Source organism: Acidobacterium capsulatum ATCC 51196 (assembly GCF_000022565.1).
GTDB lineage: Bacteria > Acidobacteriota > Terriglobia > Terriglobales > Acidobacteriaceae > Acidobacterium > Acidobacterium capsulatum.
Window position 1 is genome coordinate 440,023 of record NC_012483.1, and the last position, 16,138, is coordinate 456,160.

General features: G+C 63.3%; 22 protein-coding genes. All 22 read left to right on the top strand.

The window, feature by feature from the left end:
• Positions 1-270: 270 nt before the first annotated feature.
• The 22 genes from ACP_RS01920 (at position 271) to ACP_RS02025 (ending at position 16,137) form a co-directional block, all read left to right on the top strand.
• Positions 271-783, top strand: coding sequence for a glycoside hydrolase family 73 protein (locus ACP_RS01920; protein ID WP_012680789.1), 513 nt, complete (start codon positions 271-273; stop codon positions 781-783).
• Positions 780-1,502 (top strand): hypothetical protein, encoded by a 723-nt coding sequence (locus tag ACP_RS01925; RefSeq protein WP_012680790.1) that lies wholly within the window; start codon positions 780-782, stop codon positions 1,500-1,502. Before ACP_RS01920 ends, ACP_RS01925 begins: the two co-directional genes overlap by 4 nt.
• Positions 1,487-1,783, top strand: a complete 297-nt coding sequence (locus ACP_RS01930; protein WP_012680791.1) for a hypothetical protein — start codon at positions 1,487-1,489, stop codon at positions 1,781-1,783. The genes ACP_RS01925 and ACP_RS01930 overlap by 16 nt, the downstream gene beginning before the upstream one ends.
• Before the next feature lie 9 nt (positions 1,784-1,792).
• On the top strand, positions 1,793-2,161 hold the full coding sequence (locus ACP_RS01935) for a hypothetical protein (protein ID WP_041839198.1): 369 nt from the start codon (positions 1,793-1,795) through the stop codon (positions 2,159-2,161).
• Positions 2,162-2,263: 102 nt separating this feature from the next.
• A complete protein-coding gene (locus ACP_RS01940) occupies positions 2,264-2,599 on the top strand; it encodes a hypothetical protein (protein WP_041839199.1) in 336 nt (111 codons plus the stop codon).
• Between the two features lie 417 nt (positions 2,600-3,016).
• Positions 3,017-3,478 (top strand): hypothetical protein, encoded by a 462-nt coding sequence (locus ACP_RS01945; protein ID WP_148214985.1) that lies wholly within the window; start codon positions 3,017-3,019, stop codon positions 3,476-3,478.
• Positions 3,478-3,798 carry a hypothetical protein gene (locus ACP_RS01950; RefSeq protein WP_041839201.1) on the top strand — a complete coding sequence of 107 codons (321 nt, stop codon included), beginning with the start codon at positions 3,478-3,480 and terminating at the stop codon, positions 3,796-3,798. The genes ACP_RS01945 and ACP_RS01950 overlap by 1 nt, the downstream gene beginning before the upstream one ends.
• 3 nt (positions 3,799-3,801) lie before the next feature.
• On the top strand, positions 3,802-4,515 hold the full coding sequence (locus tag ACP_RS01955; RefSeq protein ID WP_012680794.1) for a hypothetical protein: 714 nt from the start codon (positions 3,802-3,804) through the stop codon (positions 4,513-4,515).
• The gene (locus ACP_RS01960; RefSeq protein WP_012680795.1) at positions 4,508-6,031 is read left to right on the top strand and encodes a terminase large subunit domain-containing protein; all 1,524 of its coding nucleotides are present in this window, start codon (positions 4,508-4,510) and stop codon (positions 6,029-6,031) included. The genes ACP_RS01955 and ACP_RS01960 overlap by 8 nt, the downstream gene beginning before the upstream one ends.
• Positions 6,031-7,482, top strand: coding sequence for a phage portal protein family protein (locus ACP_RS01965; RefSeq protein ID WP_012680796.1), 1,452 nt, complete (start codon positions 6,031-6,033; stop codon positions 7,480-7,482). Before ACP_RS01960 ends, ACP_RS01965 begins: the two co-directional genes overlap by 1 nt.
• Positions 7,482-8,345 carry a phage head morphogenesis protein gene (locus tag ACP_RS17075; RefSeq protein ID WP_012680797.1) on the top strand — a complete coding sequence of 288 codons (864 nt, stop codon included), beginning with the start codon at positions 7,482-7,484 and terminating at the stop codon, positions 8,343-8,345. The genes ACP_RS01965 and ACP_RS17075 overlap by 1 nt, the downstream gene beginning before the upstream one ends.
• Positions 8,346-8,414: 69 nt before the next feature.
• Positions 8,415-9,770, top strand: coding sequence for a hypothetical protein (locus ACP_RS17080; protein ID WP_148214986.1), 1,356 nt, complete (start codon positions 8,415-8,417; stop codon positions 9,768-9,770).
• 57 nt (positions 9,771-9,827) lie between these two features.
• Positions 9,828-10,538, top strand: coding sequence for a hypothetical protein (locus ACP_RS01980; RefSeq protein ID WP_012680799.1), 711 nt, complete (start codon positions 9,828-9,830; stop codon positions 10,536-10,538).
• Between the two features lie 58 nt (positions 10,539-10,596).
• On the top strand, positions 10,597-11,658 hold the full coding sequence (locus ACP_RS01985) for a hypothetical protein (RefSeq protein WP_012680800.1): 1,062 nt from the start codon (positions 10,597-10,599) through the stop codon (positions 11,656-11,658).
• A 72-nt stretch (positions 11,659-11,730) separates the two neighbouring features.
• Positions 11,731-11,937 carry a DUF7210 family protein gene (locus ACP_RS01990; protein WP_012680801.1) on the top strand — a complete coding sequence of 69 codons (207 nt, stop codon included), beginning with the start codon at positions 11,731-11,733 and terminating at the stop codon, positions 11,935-11,937.
• 3 nt (positions 11,938-11,940) lie between these two features.
• A complete protein-coding gene (locus ACP_RS01995) occupies positions 11,941-12,399 on the top strand; it encodes a gp436 family protein (RefSeq protein ID WP_012680802.1) in 459 nt (152 codons plus the stop codon).
• Positions 12,396-13,055 (top strand): phage virion morphogenesis family protein, encoded by a 660-nt coding sequence (locus tag ACP_RS02000; RefSeq protein ID WP_012680803.1) that lies wholly within the window; start codon positions 12,396-12,398, stop codon positions 13,053-13,055. Before ACP_RS01995 ends, ACP_RS02000 begins: the two co-directional genes overlap by 4 nt.
• Positions 13,052-13,537 carry a hypothetical protein gene (locus ACP_RS02005; RefSeq protein ID WP_012680804.1) on the top strand — a complete coding sequence of 162 codons (486 nt, stop codon included), beginning with the start codon at positions 13,052-13,054 and terminating at the stop codon, positions 13,535-13,537. The genes ACP_RS02000 and ACP_RS02005 overlap by 4 nt, the downstream gene beginning before the upstream one ends.
• Positions 13,534-13,833: a hypothetical protein gene (locus ACP_RS02010; RefSeq protein ID WP_012680805.1), complete on the top strand. Its 300-nt coding sequence runs from the start codon at positions 13,534-13,536 to the stop codon at positions 13,831-13,833. Before ACP_RS02005 ends, ACP_RS02010 begins: the two co-directional genes overlap by 4 nt.
• Positions 13,834-13,836: 3 nt before the next feature.
• Positions 13,837-14,841, top strand: a complete 1,005-nt coding sequence (locus ACP_RS02015; protein WP_012680806.1) for a phage tail tube protein — start codon at positions 13,837-13,839, stop codon at positions 14,839-14,841.
• A 154-nt stretch (positions 14,842-14,995) separates the two neighbouring features.
• Entirely contained in the window at positions 14,996-15,745 is a 750-nt protein-coding gene (locus ACP_RS02020; protein ID WP_012680807.1) for a hypothetical protein, read from the top strand.
• Entirely contained in the window at positions 15,742-16,137 is a 396-nt protein-coding gene (locus ACP_RS02025; protein WP_041839202.1) for a hypothetical protein, read from the top strand. Before ACP_RS02020 ends, ACP_RS02025 begins: the two co-directional genes overlap by 4 nt.
• Position 16,138: the final 1 nt, after the last annotated feature.

The window sequence follows — 16,138 nt, forward strand, 5'->3', positions numbered from 1 at the left end:
CGTCGCGCTCCCTCACGGCCCGCGATTGCGGGCCGTTTTTCATTTGATGTTTCCGCGCCGCGCGATGTTTGCGGATCGGTCCCTGTAGGGATGGGCGCGCCTCTACGCTCGATCTATCTCCGGTGAGGAGTGGGAATCCGCGCATTGCGACTTTGATTTGAAAGGAGCTTCGCGGAGTGCCAGAGCCAGGAGCCCCCGGCGCGGGCTTACCCCTTTCGCTTCGCGCGGAAGCCGCGCCGGCCCTCCTGACACTCCGGGAGCGAGGGCGCGATGAATGCTCAAGAGAGCGACTTTCTGAAACTGGTGGTTCCGGCGGCGCAGAGCGCGATGCGGAAGTATGGCGTGCCCGCGTCGGTGACGATTGCGCAGGCGATTCTGGAGAGCGGCTGGGGCAAGAGCTCCCTGGCGCGGCAGTGCAACAACTTTTTCGGCATCAAGGCTGTGGCCAGCGCGCAGCCGGGCAGCTACCAGGAGTTTCCGACCTCGGAGTTCGTGGACGGACGCCGCGTGCAGGAGATGGCGCGCTTCGCGAAGTATCCCACGCCGGCCGCAGGCTTTGAGGCGCACGCGCTGCTGCTCTCAACCGCGGTGCGGTATCGGCCGTTCATGGCGATGTGCCAAGTGCGCAAGGTGGGCTCAGCCTGCAGCGAGCTGAAGACGTGCGGCTACTCTACGAACCCCGACTATGACGACCTGCTGTTCGAGCTGATCGACGAGTTTGACCTGCAGCAGTACGACATCTGGCCGACGCCGCCGGCGCAGGCTGCGGAGGCGGTGGCATGACGCGCAAAGAGATTCTTGAGCTGGCTGGTTCGATTGTTACGGTGGTGCTGGTCGCGCTGTTCGCGGTCATTTGGCTGCGGCAGCATGATGCGCAGCTCAAGGCGCAGGCGACCGCGCAGGCCCAGCGGCAGGTGATTCAGGCCCAGCAGCAGCAGATTGATGCGGCCAAGGCCGACATTGCGAGCACGGCGGCGACCTTGAAGCAGCAGCTCGCGACGATTGCCGTGGAGCGGGCGCAGGCGGCGAGCATCACGCCGCAGCAGTTTATCCAGGCCGTGCCGAAGGTGATCCAGATCCCGGTTCCGCTGACGTTGACGCAACCGGCGCCGCAGACAGAGACGGTGAACGGAAAGGCGGTATCGATTCCGGCTGCGCCCGAGGTGCAGATTCCAGCGGCGGACCTGCCAGCGTTTGAGACTTACAAGCTGGACTGCGACGCGGCGAACGCGAAGCTGTCGGCCTGCTCGAAGACGAGCGCGGACCAGGCGGCGCAGGTGACGGCTCTGCAGGCACAGCTCGCCGCCGAGAAGAAGACGGCGGACGGCTACCGGAATGCTGCCCGAGGCGGATCGGTGCTGCAGCGGATAGCGCGCGGGGCGAAGTGTCTGGCGATTCAGGGCGCGGCGGCCTATGGTGGCGCGAGCATCGATAAGCGCCAGCCGGGCGTAGGCGCGGCGATCGGGACGGTGGCTGGAGGGCTGGGATGCCAGATCTTCTGAAGCCCGAGCAGGCCGGGAGCTGGGCGCGGCCGTTTCTGCGCTCGATGCTGAGCGAGGACGATGGCGCGGTGAGCAGCTCGCGGGTCTGCGTGGCGCTGGTGATCGTCTTCGTGCTGGGCTTTTTGACGGCGCTCTTGGCGAAGATCCACGCGCCGGTCACGGTCGAGGAGTTTTGCCGGGCAGTGGAGTCGCTCGGAATGTTTACCGGAGGCGTGACCGGGACGCTTTACGGGATCAATCGGGCCGGAAACGTGTTTGAGAAGCGGGCCGACAGGCCCTAGGAGGTAGTGATGACGACGCTGATTTTGATGCTGTTGGCATTTGGGCTGGGCGTGCTGGTGAGCGTGGCGCGCCACGGGCAGCTGGTCGATGGCGTGAAGACGTGGGGCGAAAAGCTGCTGGGCGGCGTTGAAAACCGGCTCTGGACCCTGATGCGGGAGAGCTGGACCGACGCCAACCAACATATCCAGGAAGCGGAGTCCAGGTTGAAGGCGGACGTGGCCGCGATTGAGGCGAAGGTGGATATGCTGCTGCGCCGTACGGGCATTTCTCCGGAGAGCCTGGCGGCTGCCGCGCAGCCGGTGGCCGCAGCGAACCAGCCGGACCCCACGCCATCCGCGAAGCCGGAAGAGGCGCAAAGTTCCAGCGCGGGCCAGTAGGGCCGCACCAAGATACACCAACGTAGCGACGAACGAAACCCGGCGGCTCCGTGGTCAACCAGCTACCGAGCCGCCGGGAAGTAGGAATGAGAGAGGCAGACGATGGACGAGAACAAGAAAGAGATGTGGGCGCTCGTTGAGCTTTTCGGGCACAACCGTATTGCCGGCCGCGTCTCGGAAGCCGAGATCGGCGCTGGAAGTCTGATCCGCGTTGACGTGCCGCAAATCGGGGAGCGCGCGCCGCTGACCAAGTATTACAACGTGAAGTCGATCTATGGAATCACGCCCGTCGACGAGGAGACCGCTCTTCGCATGGCTAAGGATTTGAGGCCTGAGCCAGTGAGCGAGTTCAGCCTTACGCGAGAACTCGACCGGATGCGACGCCTGAGCAGCGGTTCGGCCGAGGACGATGGCGATGACGGACCGGATTTCGGATGACGAAGAGGCGACCTTCGCCAGTGGAGCTGGCCAAGGAGAGAGTGAGGAGCGACATGAGCGCATCTGCATGTCAGCACGGTTACCCACCCTGCAGGGAGTGCCTCCGGGCAGCCGAAAAGTCGCGGCGGATTTCCCGGGACTGGGGCCGGATCTCGACCGAGGTTTCCGAGATCGTCCGTGCGTCCCGGCCGGCGCTTTTGCCGCCGATGCCGAAAACGCCGGAAATGCCCCCAGGAGCTTCGGGGGGGGGTGTAATCCCCCACGCGGAAATTCCGTGTGCGCAGGAGAATTTTCTAGGGCGCTTTACGGGGCACCAGGGAAAACTTTCTGACCCTCGAAAGCGGCTTTGAGGGGGCCGGAAGCCGTGAGCGGGTTTTCAGGGGTTGTTTTGGGAGTGGTCTGGGAGGGGCGGTAGAGGTGTTGGGAAACGGTCGGCATGCGGATGTGAAAATCGGGTTCCGGTACGGATGGCTTCGGTCGGTGGCCGTGGGCCTGGGCGGGGCGAGCGTGGCGGCCATCGTGATGGGCGGCTACAAGATTCTGGAAACGCAGCCGTCGGAAGCCTTCGCGCTGCTGCGGAGCTGGGGACCGAATCCGCTGATCGAGATCTCGGTCGTGGTGGTCTTCGGGACGTTGCTGCAGCAGTTCGTGGAAATTGCCAAGCAGGGCGTGGAGGCGCAGCGCGACATGGCCGAGGCGATGACGAAGATCGCCGAGAAGGACGACCGGCAGTTGCAGGAGATTCAGACGCTCTCGGCTTACACGGCCACCCAGGCCGAGCGCATGCACCGCAGGACGGACCGCATGAGCAACCTGCTGGCGCAGATTGCCGAGAGCATGAAGATTCCGGTGCAGAACGCCGGCGATGAAGAGGACTGATGATGGATGACCTGACTCCGAAGAAAGCGCGGCGCATGCGCGGGCAGATTCTGCTGCTGCTGCGCTCGCGCCACAACGTGCAGGGCAGCCGCTTTGACTCCGTCGCCCTGACGCGCACGCTGCAGGACCTGGCCTTTGACGTGAACCTGATCGACGTGCTGACGCTGCTGCAGGATCTGCAGGACCGCCGCTACGTGCGCTTCACGGCACGGCACAATTCACTGACGGGGCGCCAGTATTTCGAGAAGATCGAGCTCACCGCCGCGGGACGCGACCAGGTCGAAGAGAACGTTGCGACCGATCCGGCCCTGGAGTTTTGAACCGTGGCCGCCCGCAGACCCCGGACCGGCGAGCGCCGGCGCACGCAGCAGCCGCTCAAGATCGACCGCCTGATCGAGGCAATGCCCGAGCTGCGCCAGACGCTGCAGAAGCTGAAGAACAGCGACGGGCTCACCTGGCAGGAGATCGAAGAGCGGTCAGCGCTCCCAAAAGCCCAGGGCGGATTCATCGAGTGGGACGAGCTGCCCACCTCTGTTCTCGAGCTCTTCCCGGACATGCGGCTGCCGCACAGCAACCTGCACCGCTGGTATGACCTGCGCGTGCAACAGGTGGTGAGCGAGACGCTGGCGCGGTCTGCCCAGGCGCGGGAAATTGCCGAAGCGTTTGCGCGCTCGACGGTGGATGGCTCGGACGAAGCCGTGCTGAATGCGGCGCGCGACCAGATCATGTCGATTCTCTCGGAGGACGCCACCACGAAGGGACGCATGGGCGCGGCGAAGGCTCTGATTGTACTCGCGGAGATATTGCAGCAGCGGCGGACGAATGAGCTGCGTGAGCGCCAGGTGGCCGTAAACGAAAAGAAAGTGCAGGCGCTGCTGAAGCGCGAGGCGCTGACGCGCCGCAAGCTGGAAGCAGAAACCGAGCGGCTGCAGAAGAAGGCCAGCAAGGGGCAAGTCACGGAAGCCGACCTCGCGCGGCTGAAACAGCGCGTCTTCGGAATCGCGCCCAGGGAAGAGTCCGAGGGCGCTCATGGGTAAAAAGCTGCTGGCAGCAACGCTGGCGCTCGCTTCGGTCGTGCCAGGTGCGGTTCCGGTGCGGCCGGAGGTGCCGCCGGCGCTTGCCCTGCGGCCCTACCAGGTGCGATGGGTGCAGGATGAAGCGCGATTCAAGATCGCGGTCAAGTCTGCACGCATCGGCTTTTCTTTCGCGACCGCGCTTGAGGCTGCGCTTGATTGCCTCGCGCATCCAAACACGACCTGGACGGTATTGAGCGCCAGCAAGGCGCAATCGGTCGAGTTCATCGAGACATGTCATCGCCTGATCGAGGTGATGACCGGCACGGCCGAGCTCTACCACGACGAAGACTGGTATGACGAGCTGGGCCACATTGAGGCGATCCAGCAGCGGATTACCTTTGCCAACGGCGCGCGCATCATCGCGCTGCCGGCGAATCCCCGCACGGCCCGCGGCTATCCCGGCAACGCGATTCTGGACGAATTTGCGCATCACGAGGAGAGCTACGCCATCTGGGCTGCGATTACGCGCCAGGTAGCCCTCGGCCACAAGGTGCGCGTGCTATCGACGCCGAACGGCGAACAGGGCAAGTTCTACGACTTGTGCAAGGAACTGGGACTTACCGATGGCGTGGCTCCTGAGAATAACTTCAAGATCGTGAAGGGGTGGTCGATTCACTGGATCGACGCTCCGATGGCGATTGCCGATGGCTGCCCGATCAACATGGATGAGATGCGCCAGCTCATCCAGGACGCGGACATCGTTAATCAGGAGTTCTACTGCGTCTTCCTGAAGTCTGGCGGCGCGTGGATCCCGCTCGATCTGATTCAGCGGGCCGAGAGCGAGACGGCAACGGTGGAATGGCCTGGCGGTTACGCGCCACGCGGGCGGCTCTTTGGCGGCATCGACGTGGGACGCTTCTCGAACCGGACCACCTTCTGGGTCAAAGAAGACCTGGGCGACGTGCTGGTGACGCGCATGGCGATGGCGATTCACGAGATGCCGTTCCCGGACCAGGCGAATCTGATTGCGCCGTGGATGAAGATGACGCAGGTGACGGCGATCGACTCCACGGGCATGGGCATTGGTCTATTCGACGACCTGAACAAGCTGTGCCCCGGGCGTGTGATGGGCGTCAATTTTGCCGGATCGAGCCGCGTGCGCGACGAGCAGAAGAAAAAGCACGCGGCCACGTCGAACGTAGCCGATGGTGCAGTGCGGCTCAAGGTGGATCTGGCAGTGAAGCTCAAGAAGTCGTTCGAGTCCGGGCGCGAGCGCATTCCGTATTCGCTTGACATCCGGACGGAGATCCAGGGCGTCAAGCGCGTGGCCACGGCCAGCGGCGTGACCTTTGACGCACCACAGGTGGCGATTGAGACCGGAGTTGCCGGCGGCAAGAAAACCAAGGCGCGCGCGCACGCTGACCACTTCTGGGGATGCGCGCTGGCGACCTACGCGGCGCAGTCAAACGTGCTGGCGCTCGGGATGCAGACATCGAGCAAGCGGCCGTCGTACTCGATGACAGGAGGCTTTCAGTAATGGCAGCAGATAACGAGATCCCGGCGGTACCGCCGAAGGGACAGATTGTCAGCACCCAGGCGCTCTATCTCACGCAGATTTCGCAGTACCGCAATTCGCTGGGCTTCGGCGGGACGCGCAGTCCCACGGCGATCTGGCAGGAGATGAAGCTCTTCCAGCCCTCGACGATGGCTTATTACCGGGAGCTGGAGGAGAAAGATGAGGACGTTGCCAACGCTCTCGACACGCTGAAGCTGAGCGTGCTCGAGCGCGACCGCAATGTGCTGCCGGCGAACAAGGAAGACTCCAAGGCTGCGGACGTTGCCCAGTTTGTGAAGGAACAGCTCGACGGGCTCGATTTTCACGCCGTTCTGGATTGCGTGCTGGATGCGGCCGGCTACGGATTCAGCGTGCAGGAGCTGGTGTTCGACGTCTCGATGGGGCAGGCGTCGCTGCAGTCGATCGACGATTGCCCGCAGGAGCTATTCCTCTTCGGCGACCGCTACTATCCGCAGGTCGGCCCGCTGCAGATGCTGGACTCGCCCTGGGCGTCCAGTGGCAATCCGGTCCCGGAAGAGAAGTTCCTGGTGATGTCGTACCGCATGCGCGGGCGCAGCCGGATCGGTCAGCCGCTGTTGAAGGCGATCTTCTGGCCGAGCTGGTTCAAACGCAACGTGCAGCGACTCTGGCTGCAGTTCGCCGAGAAGGGGCCCGGCACGGCCGTGGTGCGCTACAACGACGCGAACAATGCCGAGGAGCGGCAGAACGCGGTCAACATCGCGCAGGCCATCGTGGACGGCACGGCCATCGCAGTGCCCGCCAATTTCGATTATGACCAGGAGCTGCTCAAGATTGCGCGCTCGCAGGATCCGGCGGTCTACGAGCATTTCTTTCAGGCGATGCAGTACTCGATCGTACGCCGCGTGCTGGGCGAGACGCTGACGAGCTTTGGCAATGAAGGTGGAACGGGATCAAAGGCGCTCGGCACTACGCATGCAGACACGCTCGAGAAACGCAGCGTCGAACTTTGCCGTGCGCTTGAGTCGATGATCAACCGGCAGCTTGTGCGCCGGCTCGTGCTCTGGAACTTCGGGCCCGATGCGCCGATGCCAAAATGGTCGTTTGACCTGGCCGAGGAAGAAGATCTGAGCACACGCCTTGCAATTGATAGCGGCCTGCAGGGACTGGGCAAAAAGATCACGGTCGGCTACGTCGTGGAGCGCTACGACATGCCGCTGGCTCCGGGCGAGAATCCGGACGACGTACTCGTGCCCAACGTCAACGCGCCGAAGGTGCAGGAGCAGTTGCGGTCGACCGAGTCGGCGGCCTTCAGCGAGTCAGAAGAAGCGGCCAAGGCGGAGATGGCCGAGGTGGACGAGCTGCTGGCGCGCATGAAAGCCGACGCGGAGCAGGTGATGAAGGAGCGGGTGCGCGAGATCGCTGACCAGACCGTTCCGGTGGTCAAGCCCTGATGCTGGTGCGTGCTCACCTGCCGAGGGTCGGAGACGGCGGGTACCAGCGCCGCCTGGGCGATCTGCTTGCGCACCATCTCGCGCACGCGGATCTCGCCGGGCGGCTGCACATCCTGCGGCATGCTCACCGCAAGACGGGCAAGCTGATGCCGCTCGCGATGACGTCGCGTACGGTGCTCTTTGCCGATGACAAGGATGCGGAGCGAGCCGCCGGAGACATCGCGACCGTCTCCCTGGGCGCGAACTTCGGCTTTCCGGATACGACAAGCTCCAGCTACATTCGCGAGCTGACGCCGGTCACGCGCGCCGTCTTCGACGGGCTCAGCTCGCGCTACAAGCGTGATGCTTTCACCCTCGCCGGAACCAGCGACGTGCGCATGATCGAGAAGATCCGCAACGAGCTGGCCGACGTGGCCGAAAAAGGCGGCACGCCGCGCGACTTCAGGAAAGCTGTCGCCGCGCTCAAGGAAGAGTCGGATGTCAAAGCGCTGAATGCCTTCTCGCTTGACACGGCCTTCAATACCGCGATGCAGAAGGCTTACAGCGCGGGACGCCTGGAGCAGATGCTGGAGCCGCATATCGTCGAGGCGCTGCCTTATTGGCAGTACTGGACGATGGAAGATGATCGCGTGCGGCCGGAGCACGCGGTGCTGGACCAGTTCCTTGCGCGAGCGATTGACCCGGTGTGGCATAAGATCTATCCACCGTGCGGATTTAATTGCCGGTGCTCGGTTGCACCGTTGACCGAAGAAGAAGCGCTCGAGCTCAATCCCAAGGCGAATGAAGGCGGGATGGAACGTCTGCCGGCACTCGCTGTCGAGCTGGTTCCGCAGCCTGGATTCCGCAGCCTGATGGCGGCATAATCTTTCCGCGCCGCTACACGTAAGCGAACTGATGCCGCAGTTGCGCCGCGCCGTTGAATGATTGCGTCAGTGGCAAACCCAACCAAGACCGTCGATGGCAAAGCGCTTCCGCGCACGGAGTTCGCATATGTAGGCGACCCTGAGAAGATTGCAACCTGGCATCTTCCGATCGACAAGGAACACATTCAGGCCGCGCTCGATCTCTTCGGGCACGAGACGCACGTCCCGGCAGACAAGAAAACCGAGGTTGCACGCCGCATCGCGGCGCGCGCCCGCTCACTCGGAATCGACGCGAAGAATTTCGAGAGGAAGTACTGCGGTCTGGAGCACGCGGACTTTAGCGGTGGATGGGTTGAAATCTTCCGCGCCGGCGACTACGGCAGCAAGGGCGTTTACACGGCGGACGATCTTGACCGCATCGTGGCGAGCTACGATCCGCGCTTCCATGAGGCCCCGGCCGTCATCGGCCATCCGAAGCACGACATGCCGGCGTATGGCTGGACCGATCGCCTGATGCGCCAGGGCGATGTGCTGCTGGCAAAGTTTCGCGAGGTTGACCCTGCGTTTGAGGAGGCTGTAAAAAGCGGCCGATTCAAAAAGCGCTCGGCGGCTTTTTACCTGGGCGAAGACGGCAAGATCTCTGGCCTTCGCCATGTGGGCTTTCTCGGCGCGCAGCCGCCTGAGGTGAAGGGGCTCAAGAATCTCAATTTTGACGATGCCGGACGTGAGTTCACTGAACTCGAGTTTGGCCAGGAGGAACCGATGGCGGAACAGCAGGTGGACAAGAAGACGCTGATCGATGCGATCTCAGAGTTCTTTACCGAGCGCTTTGGCAGCAAGCAGGGAGCGCAGCCAGTCTTCAGCGAGAAGGACGCGCGCGATCTCGTCGATGCGGCCGTTGAGCGCGCCACGAAGCCGCTGGTGGACCAGATCACACAGATGAAGCAGGACGCCGAAGCGCAGACGCGGAAGTTTGCCGAGCGCGAGGCATCTCTGACGCAGGGCGATCGCAAGCGCCGCGCGGCCGAGGCCATCAATGGCCTGAAGGCGAAGGGCTCCTGGGTTCCGGCGTTTGATCGTATCGGCGGCGCGGTGCTGTTCGAGGAGCTGGCCGGGATGTCCGGGACCATCGAGTTTGGCGAGGCCGACAAGGACGGCAAGAAGCCGCAGAAGTCGCCGCTGGAAGTGATGGTCGCCTTTATGGAAGGTCTCGGGAAGATCGTGCCCGGCGGCCGGATCGTCGAGGCGCAGGCGTCGCGGAGCAGCTCCAGCTCCAGCTCCGGCAACGCGCATCCCGCAGTTGTCGCCGCGCGCGAGTATCAGAAGGCCAACCAGGGCGTGACTTTTGAGGAGGCGATGATCAAAGTCGTTTCCGAGAATCCGGCGCTCGAGAATCCGGAAGCCGCTGCCGCTGGCGCGGTCTAGATGTCGCTTTAGATCGCTGCATCTTGCGGCGCAGATTTCAAACTGGGAGAAAAAGTCGTGGCAAACATCTACACCGAAGGCAAAGGGCCGAAGGGGATCACCGTCAAGGAATCCCTGCTGCCCAACGCGGTCGCGGGCTACTCCCGCGGTCTGGCTGTGAGCTATGGCGCGGACTCGAGCCACTGCGTGCTCCTGCAGCCGGGAGTGCAGGCGCTTGGTCTTCTCGAAGAGGACGCAATTGACGCCGGCCAGGCGTGCGCGGTGATTGAGTTCGGTCAGGCGGTCGCTCAGATCGGCGCGAACATCACAGCGCAGCAGCCGCTTACGACGAACGCGGCCGGGCAGCTCGTTCCCGCGCAGCCGGGGCAGCCCATCGCGGCGATTGCGCTCGAGACGCAGGTCTACGTGGCCCCTGGCAGCTTTGCCACGGTTTTCGTGGTCGCGGCGCTCAATATCTCGATGCCGGGCGATGCGGTGACGCACTACGTCGCGGCCGGCGCAATTCCGGTCGCCGAGGGTGCAGCCGGCCTGGGCGGTGGTGCGGCTCTCGCGATGACGCTTGCGCTGCCGACCGAGGCGCAGGACGGAACCAAGATTTTTATCACTGCGGAGTCTTCGGAGGCTCACACGGTGACCACGGCCGCCAACGGAATCAACGGCGCGAAGCATGTTGTGACGTTTGCGACGCGCGGCGATGGGGTCGTGCTGGAGGCCATGGGCGGCGTCTGGAATGTGCGTTCGCTCGTTGGCGGAGCGGCTATCGCTTAACAGATGAAAGGCGCCAAGGCGCCTCTCAATTGACGCCCTTGCGGGCAGGAGGTTGTTTATGGGTGGCTATGTTGGTCCGGCGCCGGTTGGGTTCCCCAACGTTGCGCTCGCGCAGCTCGCCAAGGAGTTCAACGATGACCAGGTGCCTCTGGTCGGCGATCTGATTTGTCCGAACGTGCCGGTTGAGCGCCAGTCGTTCCCCTATCTGGTCTGGGATCGCAGCAATTTGAAGCTGCCCGACACCACGCTGCGCGCGCCCGGCGACTCGGGGCAACTGATTCGTCGCAGCTTCTCGGAAGACACCTACTTCTGCCGCTCGCACGCGCTCGAGACGAATATCCCCTTCGAGTCCGAAGCCTACGCGGCTGGTTTGGGCTTCTCGGAGCGAGCACATGCGACAAAGGACCTGATCGGCCGCATCCGCCTGAAGCGCGAAGCCGAGATTGCGACGTTGGCTCTTTCGGCGCAGAATTTTCCGAACAACCTGACGCTCGCGGGCACGGACATGTGGGATGCGTATATCACGAACCCCGCCACCGATACCTCGAATCCGCTGGTCGACGTCGAGAATGCGAAGGAGCAGCTTCGGCGCGCTGCGGTTCCTGACAAGCTGATGGTCTTGGTTCTTTCGAGCCCCCTTGTCAAGGTGCTCGTGAATCACCCGGTTATCGTGGAGCGCTTCAAATACACGAACACGATGGGGATCGTTGACATCGACAAGTTGTCTTCGGTCTTTGGCGTGACGTGCGTCAAGGCCGCGGCTCAGATTGCGACGCTGAACGGCGAGCTGCAGTGGGTTTGGGGCAACGACGCGTTCCTTGGCTACGCGCAGAAGACCCCTTCGCGCGAGGACGTGAGCTGCATGAAGACGTTCACCTGGGCTGGCGGCAAGGGTCCCGGACCGAACGGCACGCCCATGGATTATCCGGGCGCTCCGGGAACCGTTGACGGTTATGGCGTGCTGGAGTGGATCGATCCGCACCTGTCGAAGAAGACCTACTGGCAGTCCGTGGACTGGTACTACGACACGAAGGTGACTGCGCAGGAGACGGGCTTCCCGATCCTGAACGCGGTCTCCGGCGACTCGGCGCTCTATCTGCCGAACCAGATCGAGGGCTAGCGGTAACTCTTAAGAACGGGCCGCGCTTCGCCGCGCGGCCTCTTTGCAGCACCAAGGCTCAGGAGGGCTGAAATGGCGAAGGAGCAGGTTGTAAACAGTGGGCCGTCGAAGCGCTTTGTTGCGCTGCGCACGCTGAAATATGGCGGCAAGTACTACGTCAAGGGCCGCGAGTTCCAGGTGCTGGTCTCAGACGTGGAGAAACTTCAGAAGCTCAAGGTGATCGGCGAAAGCCCGGTATCGAAGGCTGCCGAATCCGCCGCGGAGAAGGGCGAAAAGTAACTGATGGCTTACGCTGTCCAGTCCGATCTGGTCCCGCTGCGCATCACGCAGCAGGAGGCCACGCAGCTCACGGTGGACGTGCCGAGCGGCAACGCTCAGACAGACGCCGCCGTGACTGCGCAGATCATCACCGCCGCGCTCGAAGAGGCGTCGGGGATGGTGGACAGCTATTGCCGCCAGCGCTATGCCACGCCCCTGCAGCAGTCGGACGATGTGAAAGGCAAGACGCTCGATATCGCAGTGTTTCTTCTCTTCAGCCGTCGGCGCCAGACGAAGATCAGCGAGACGGTTTCGCAGCGCTACAACGCCGCGATCCAGTTTCTGCAGGCCGTGAGCGCAGGTAAAGCCGTGCTGGACCAGCCGGCGAATGCCACGCCCCAGTCTGCCCTCGGCTCGGCGCAGGGTTCGGAGCGCGATCAGTGCCTGCGCTTCCGCGACTGCAATATTCAGGGGTTCGTATGAGCGCCGAGATTGTCCAGGTCCAGAACGGCCGCGTGATGCTGGCGCTCAGCCGCTGGCGTCTGTCGTTCCGGGAGAATCAGGAACTCATGGGCATCCTGGGCGCCTCGATGATCCGCTCGATCTACCGGACTTTCCGGGAAGAGGGATCGCCTGCGGGATCGTGGCCCGCGCTTTCGCCCAGCACGATCCGGAGTAATCCAAAGATATATACGGCTGGACATAAGCTCCTGGTGATCTCGGGACTGTTGAGGAATTCGATCAAGTGGTCCGCGTCCCCGGGCGTGGTCGAGATCGGCACCTCCGTGGTCTATGCGGCCGTGCAGAACTTTGGCTCGCGCGATCGCAGTTTCGGTATTGGGCCGAAGACACTGGAGCAGGAGGCCGCCACGGTAGAGGTTCCGGAGCACTCCCGAAGCTTGATCGAAAAACGGAGTCTTGGTCTCGCGGACACTACGGATAAGAATGGCCGTCACCGGCGAGTCTGGAGAAAGACGGAAGGGCCTTTGAATGCGCGCCAGATACTCGTTCGGCACCACCAGCGGCACCAGAATATTCCGCGGCGGCCGTTTATGGTGCTTCGCCCTGAAGACCCCGAGCGACTGCGCGGATTGACGCGCGGCTGGGTGCTGAAGCAGGCGCAGGAGGCGGGCCTGTGAGCGCTCCCTTTCGCATTGATTACATCGAGGCCGCGCTGATCGGGCTGCTGACGAATGTGATCTCAGGGCATTACGGCCAGCCAGTGGACGTCCAGTCCCTGGGTAAGCGGGACTTCGATCAGGACGGAACGCTGATTCTGCAGCCGCCTTGCTTGCGCGTGCTCTTCCTGGGCGCGCCCTACCAGCCGCTGCGCGACAACCAGCGGCTGACCTATCAGCGCGTGGCGCGGTTTGAGGTTCTGTCGTTTGCCGAGTCCTTGCGCAGCCCTGAAGATCAGCGGCTGCAGAGCCTGCAGCTCGTCGCAGTGGTGGAAGACCAGCTCGCGGGCGCGAGGCTGACGCTGGCGGATCAGAGCGTGACGATGCCGATCACGCTGGAGCAGACGCAGATCGTCGAATTCGCCTCGGGGCCAGTCACCGAGTGCTACAGCACCATTGTCGCCGTCGAGGCGATTGCGCAGTTCAGCGGAGCGAATGCATGAGCGAGAAGCCTTCTGATTTTGTCGAGATCCAGCTTACGGCCGCAGCCGCGAAGCTCGCGCCGGTACGCGTGGCCACGGGCCGCTGGAGCTACCTCTTTGAAGCTGGCAAGACCCAGCGCGTGCTGACCAGCGAATGGAGCCGCGTGCTCTCGAAAGAGCGCGTGGGCGGCGAACTGGCCTTTGAGCTGGCCCCGGCGTCCGCTTCCGTTCCACAGAACATTCCCGCGGCGACCCTCGCCGCCGATCACGAGCCGGAGCCTGAAGAGGCTGCCAGCGTCGAGCAGAAAGGAAAGTAGCCCATGGCCGGTCCTTACAATTTCAATTCGCAGTGGAAAAGCGCACGCAACCTCGTCCTGGCCGCGGCGTCGCAGGCGGCCTGGAACGGCGCTCTTGCGGATGCTTCACTCACGCGGCGCCAGCGCTTCGACGGATCCGCGATCCTCGATCTGACGACGACCCGGCGCTCGGATGAGGCCTATGCCGGCAAGGGCACCGCGTTTGCCACGGACGGCCAGGTGACGAGCTATGACTCGAAGTTCAGCGGCTTCAAGGCTGAGCTGGACTCCTGGCTCGCCGGCTACCTGTTCGCCTTCCTGATGGGCAAGGACACGGTGACGGGCGCGGCCGCGCCTTACACGCATGCCTTCGCGTTCGACGAGTCGACGCGCACCGCGGTGCCGACCACCATCTACATGGAAGACACCGAGGACGTCCACTACAAGTGTCCGGACATGTGCATGAACGACATCACGCTGACGATCCCCGACATCGGGTCGGTCACAGCCGAGATGACGATGATGGGGACCGGACGCCAGACAATCGGCTCGATGGCCGCGCTGCCCGCGCTGCCCACGAACAGCTATCTGCTCGGCTCCGATGCTTCGTTGACGCTGAATGCCAACGCGCTGATCGGCCGCCACATGAGTACAACGCTGAAGCTCGAAAATCAGCTCGAAGTCCACAAGGCTCCCGGCGGTGGACTCTACGCGATCTTCGTCCGCAAGGGCGCGCCGAAGTTCTCGATCTCCACGCAGATTGCGGCCAAGGACGTGGATGACACCTACACGCTGTTCCAGAACGACACGCCGGTCGACTTCGTGCTGAATGTCAACTCGGGCGCGGCCGCGCAGCTGCAGGTGACGATTCCCGTGGCCCACTTCAAGACCACAAAGCTGGGCTTTGACAAGGACATGGTGGTCTGGCAGCTCGAAGCCGACGAGACGACTTGCTATGCGCAGGGCGGCAATCCGCCGATCACCGTGCAGGTGATCAACTCCGTTGCGAGCTATCTGACGGCCGCATAACCTCAACGGGCGGCGTTCGCGCCGCCCAGCCCCTCCGTAGTGCCCGCTGCACGTCTCCGCAGCGGTTGAAGATCCGCATGGGCTGCGCGGACTTCCTGCAGGACGCGGTTCCTCACCGCGAGCGAAGACAAACTCCCGACGAAGGAAGCAGCCTATGCCTATTGAGCTCAATGCCAACCGCGTGATCGTGATCCACGATCGCAAGCACTCTTACAAGCTGGAATTCGCCAAGATCACGCGGCCCATGTGGGAGCGCTACTTCGGGCGCATCGTGCATCTGACCGAGTACCAGAAGGGCAAGAGCGTCACATCGTTTGACTCTTCTGGCGCGCGCGTCGCCCTGGTGGAAGAGGCGATTCTTTCCGCCGAGGGTTATGCCTCGAGCGGCGAGGATCTCGCGTCGATCGCGGGCTGGAAGAGTCTGCTCCCGATCAGCCACCGTCTGACGGCCGGAAACTCTCTGACCTCGGTCGCGCCGGTCCAGGACGACGAAGGTGACGACGATTCACCGCTGGCTCTCGGCGTTGAATCCGTGACGCTGCGTGCGATCTGGACGGCGGACGAGGACGGCCAGATGGTGATGCAGGAAGGGTTGAAGCATCACTTCCGGACGCCGACACATGAGCAGCAGCGCCGCTACAGCCGCGATTCCGCCCGCTCGCGGGTGGTGAGCAACAGCCGGAGCTCGAAGACGGAGTGGCTGGGCGCCCAGGCGACGCTGATGGCTCTTTACGACGAGCTGATCGAGCGAGTCGAGGGCTACACCGTGAACGGCAGCGAGGATCTGAGCAAAGAGACGATCGCCGAGTTCATGGACGGATACCACAAGGTAGCCGCGATGGAGTCGATCTTCTCTCCGGCCCAAGTGCGAGTGGATCAGGACGAAACTCAGGAGCAGGATTGATCGATGTTGTCCGTGACCGGGAAGGCGTGCGCATGGCCCTCGAAGTTCTCTTTGAGGAAGACTTCGCGCGCGCGCTTCTCGATCGCCGCTCTCCCAATGCGAGCGACCGCGAGCGGGCGCGCATGGAATCCGCCATTCCGGCTCGCGTGCTCTCGCCCGGCTATTTCCGCTGGGCCGAACATCTGCTGCGTCTTGACGCCGAGCGCGAAGCCGGGATCCCGCTCGATGCCGCCAAGCTCACTGCCTACGAGACAGATGGGCTGCTCGACGTCAAGCGGATGCGTCAAGAGTTCCAGCACCGACATCCGGCCTGCGGGAGTTGCGGAGAGCGGCTGGAAAGCCGCCTGCAGCCGGAATGCCATCAATGTCACGCGAAGTTCCGGAGGAATTGAC

Bases quoted from the DNA above. Each gene is read 5' to 3' on its own strand.
- ACP_RS01935 (WP_041839198.1), top strand. From the start codon at position 1,793: ATGACGACGCTGATTTTGATGCTGTTGGCATTTGGGCTGGGCGTGCTG.
- ACP_RS01995 (WP_012680802.1), top strand. From the start codon at position 11,941: ATGGCTTACGCTGTCCAGTCCGATCTGGTCCCGCTGCGCATCACGCAG.
- ACP_RS01960 (WP_012680795.1), top strand. From the start codon at position 4,508: ATGGGTAAAAAGCTGCTGGCAGCAACGCTGGCGCTCGCTTCGGTCGTG.
- ACP_RS02020 (WP_012680807.1), top strand. From the start codon at position 14,996: ATGCCTATTGAGCTCAATGCCAACCGCGTGATCGTGATCCACGATCGC.
- ACP_RS02000 (WP_012680803.1), top strand. From the start codon at position 12,396: ATGAGCGCCGAGATTGTCCAGGTCCAGAACGGCCGCGTGATGCTGGCG.
- ACP_RS01925 (WP_012680790.1), top strand. From the start codon at position 780: ATGACGCGCAAAGAGATTCTTGAGCTGGCTGGTTCGATTGTTACGGTG.
- ACP_RS02010 (WP_012680805.1), top strand. From the start codon at position 13,534: ATGAGCGAGAAGCCTTCTGATTTTGTCGAGATCCAGCTTACGGCCGCA.
- ACP_RS01950 (WP_041839201.1), top strand. From the start codon at position 3,478: ATGATGGATGACCTGACTCCGAAGAAAGCGCGGCGCATGCGCGGGCAG.
- ACP_RS01930 (WP_012680791.1), top strand. From the start codon at position 1,487: ATGCCAGATCTTCTGAAGCCCGAGCAGGCCGGGAGCTGGGCGCGGCCG.
- ACP_RS01990 (WP_012680801.1), top strand. From the start codon at position 11,731: ATGGCGAAGGAGCAGGTTGTAAACAGTGGGCCGTCGAAGCGCTTTGTT.
- ACP_RS01985 (WP_012680800.1), top strand. From the start codon at position 10,597: ATGGGTGGCTATGTTGGTCCGGCGCCGGTTGGGTTCCCCAACGTTGCG.
- ACP_RS17075 (WP_012680797.1), top strand. From the start codon at position 7,482: ATGCTGGTGCGTGCTCACCTGCCGAGGGTCGGAGACGGCGGGTACCAG.
- ACP_RS01920 (WP_012680789.1), top strand. From the start codon at position 271: ATGAATGCTCAAGAGAGCGACTTTCTGAAACTGGTGGTTCCGGCGGCG.
- ACP_RS01940 (WP_041839199.1), top strand. From the start codon at position 2,264: ATGGACGAGAACAAGAAAGAGATGTGGGCGCTCGTTGAGCTTTTCGGG.
- ACP_RS01965 (WP_012680796.1), top strand. From the start codon at position 6,031: ATGGCAGCAGATAACGAGATCCCGGCGGTACCGCCGAAGGGACAGATT.
- ACP_RS02015 (WP_012680806.1), top strand. From the start codon at position 13,837: ATGGCCGGTCCTTACAATTTCAATTCGCAGTGGAAAAGCGCACGCAAC.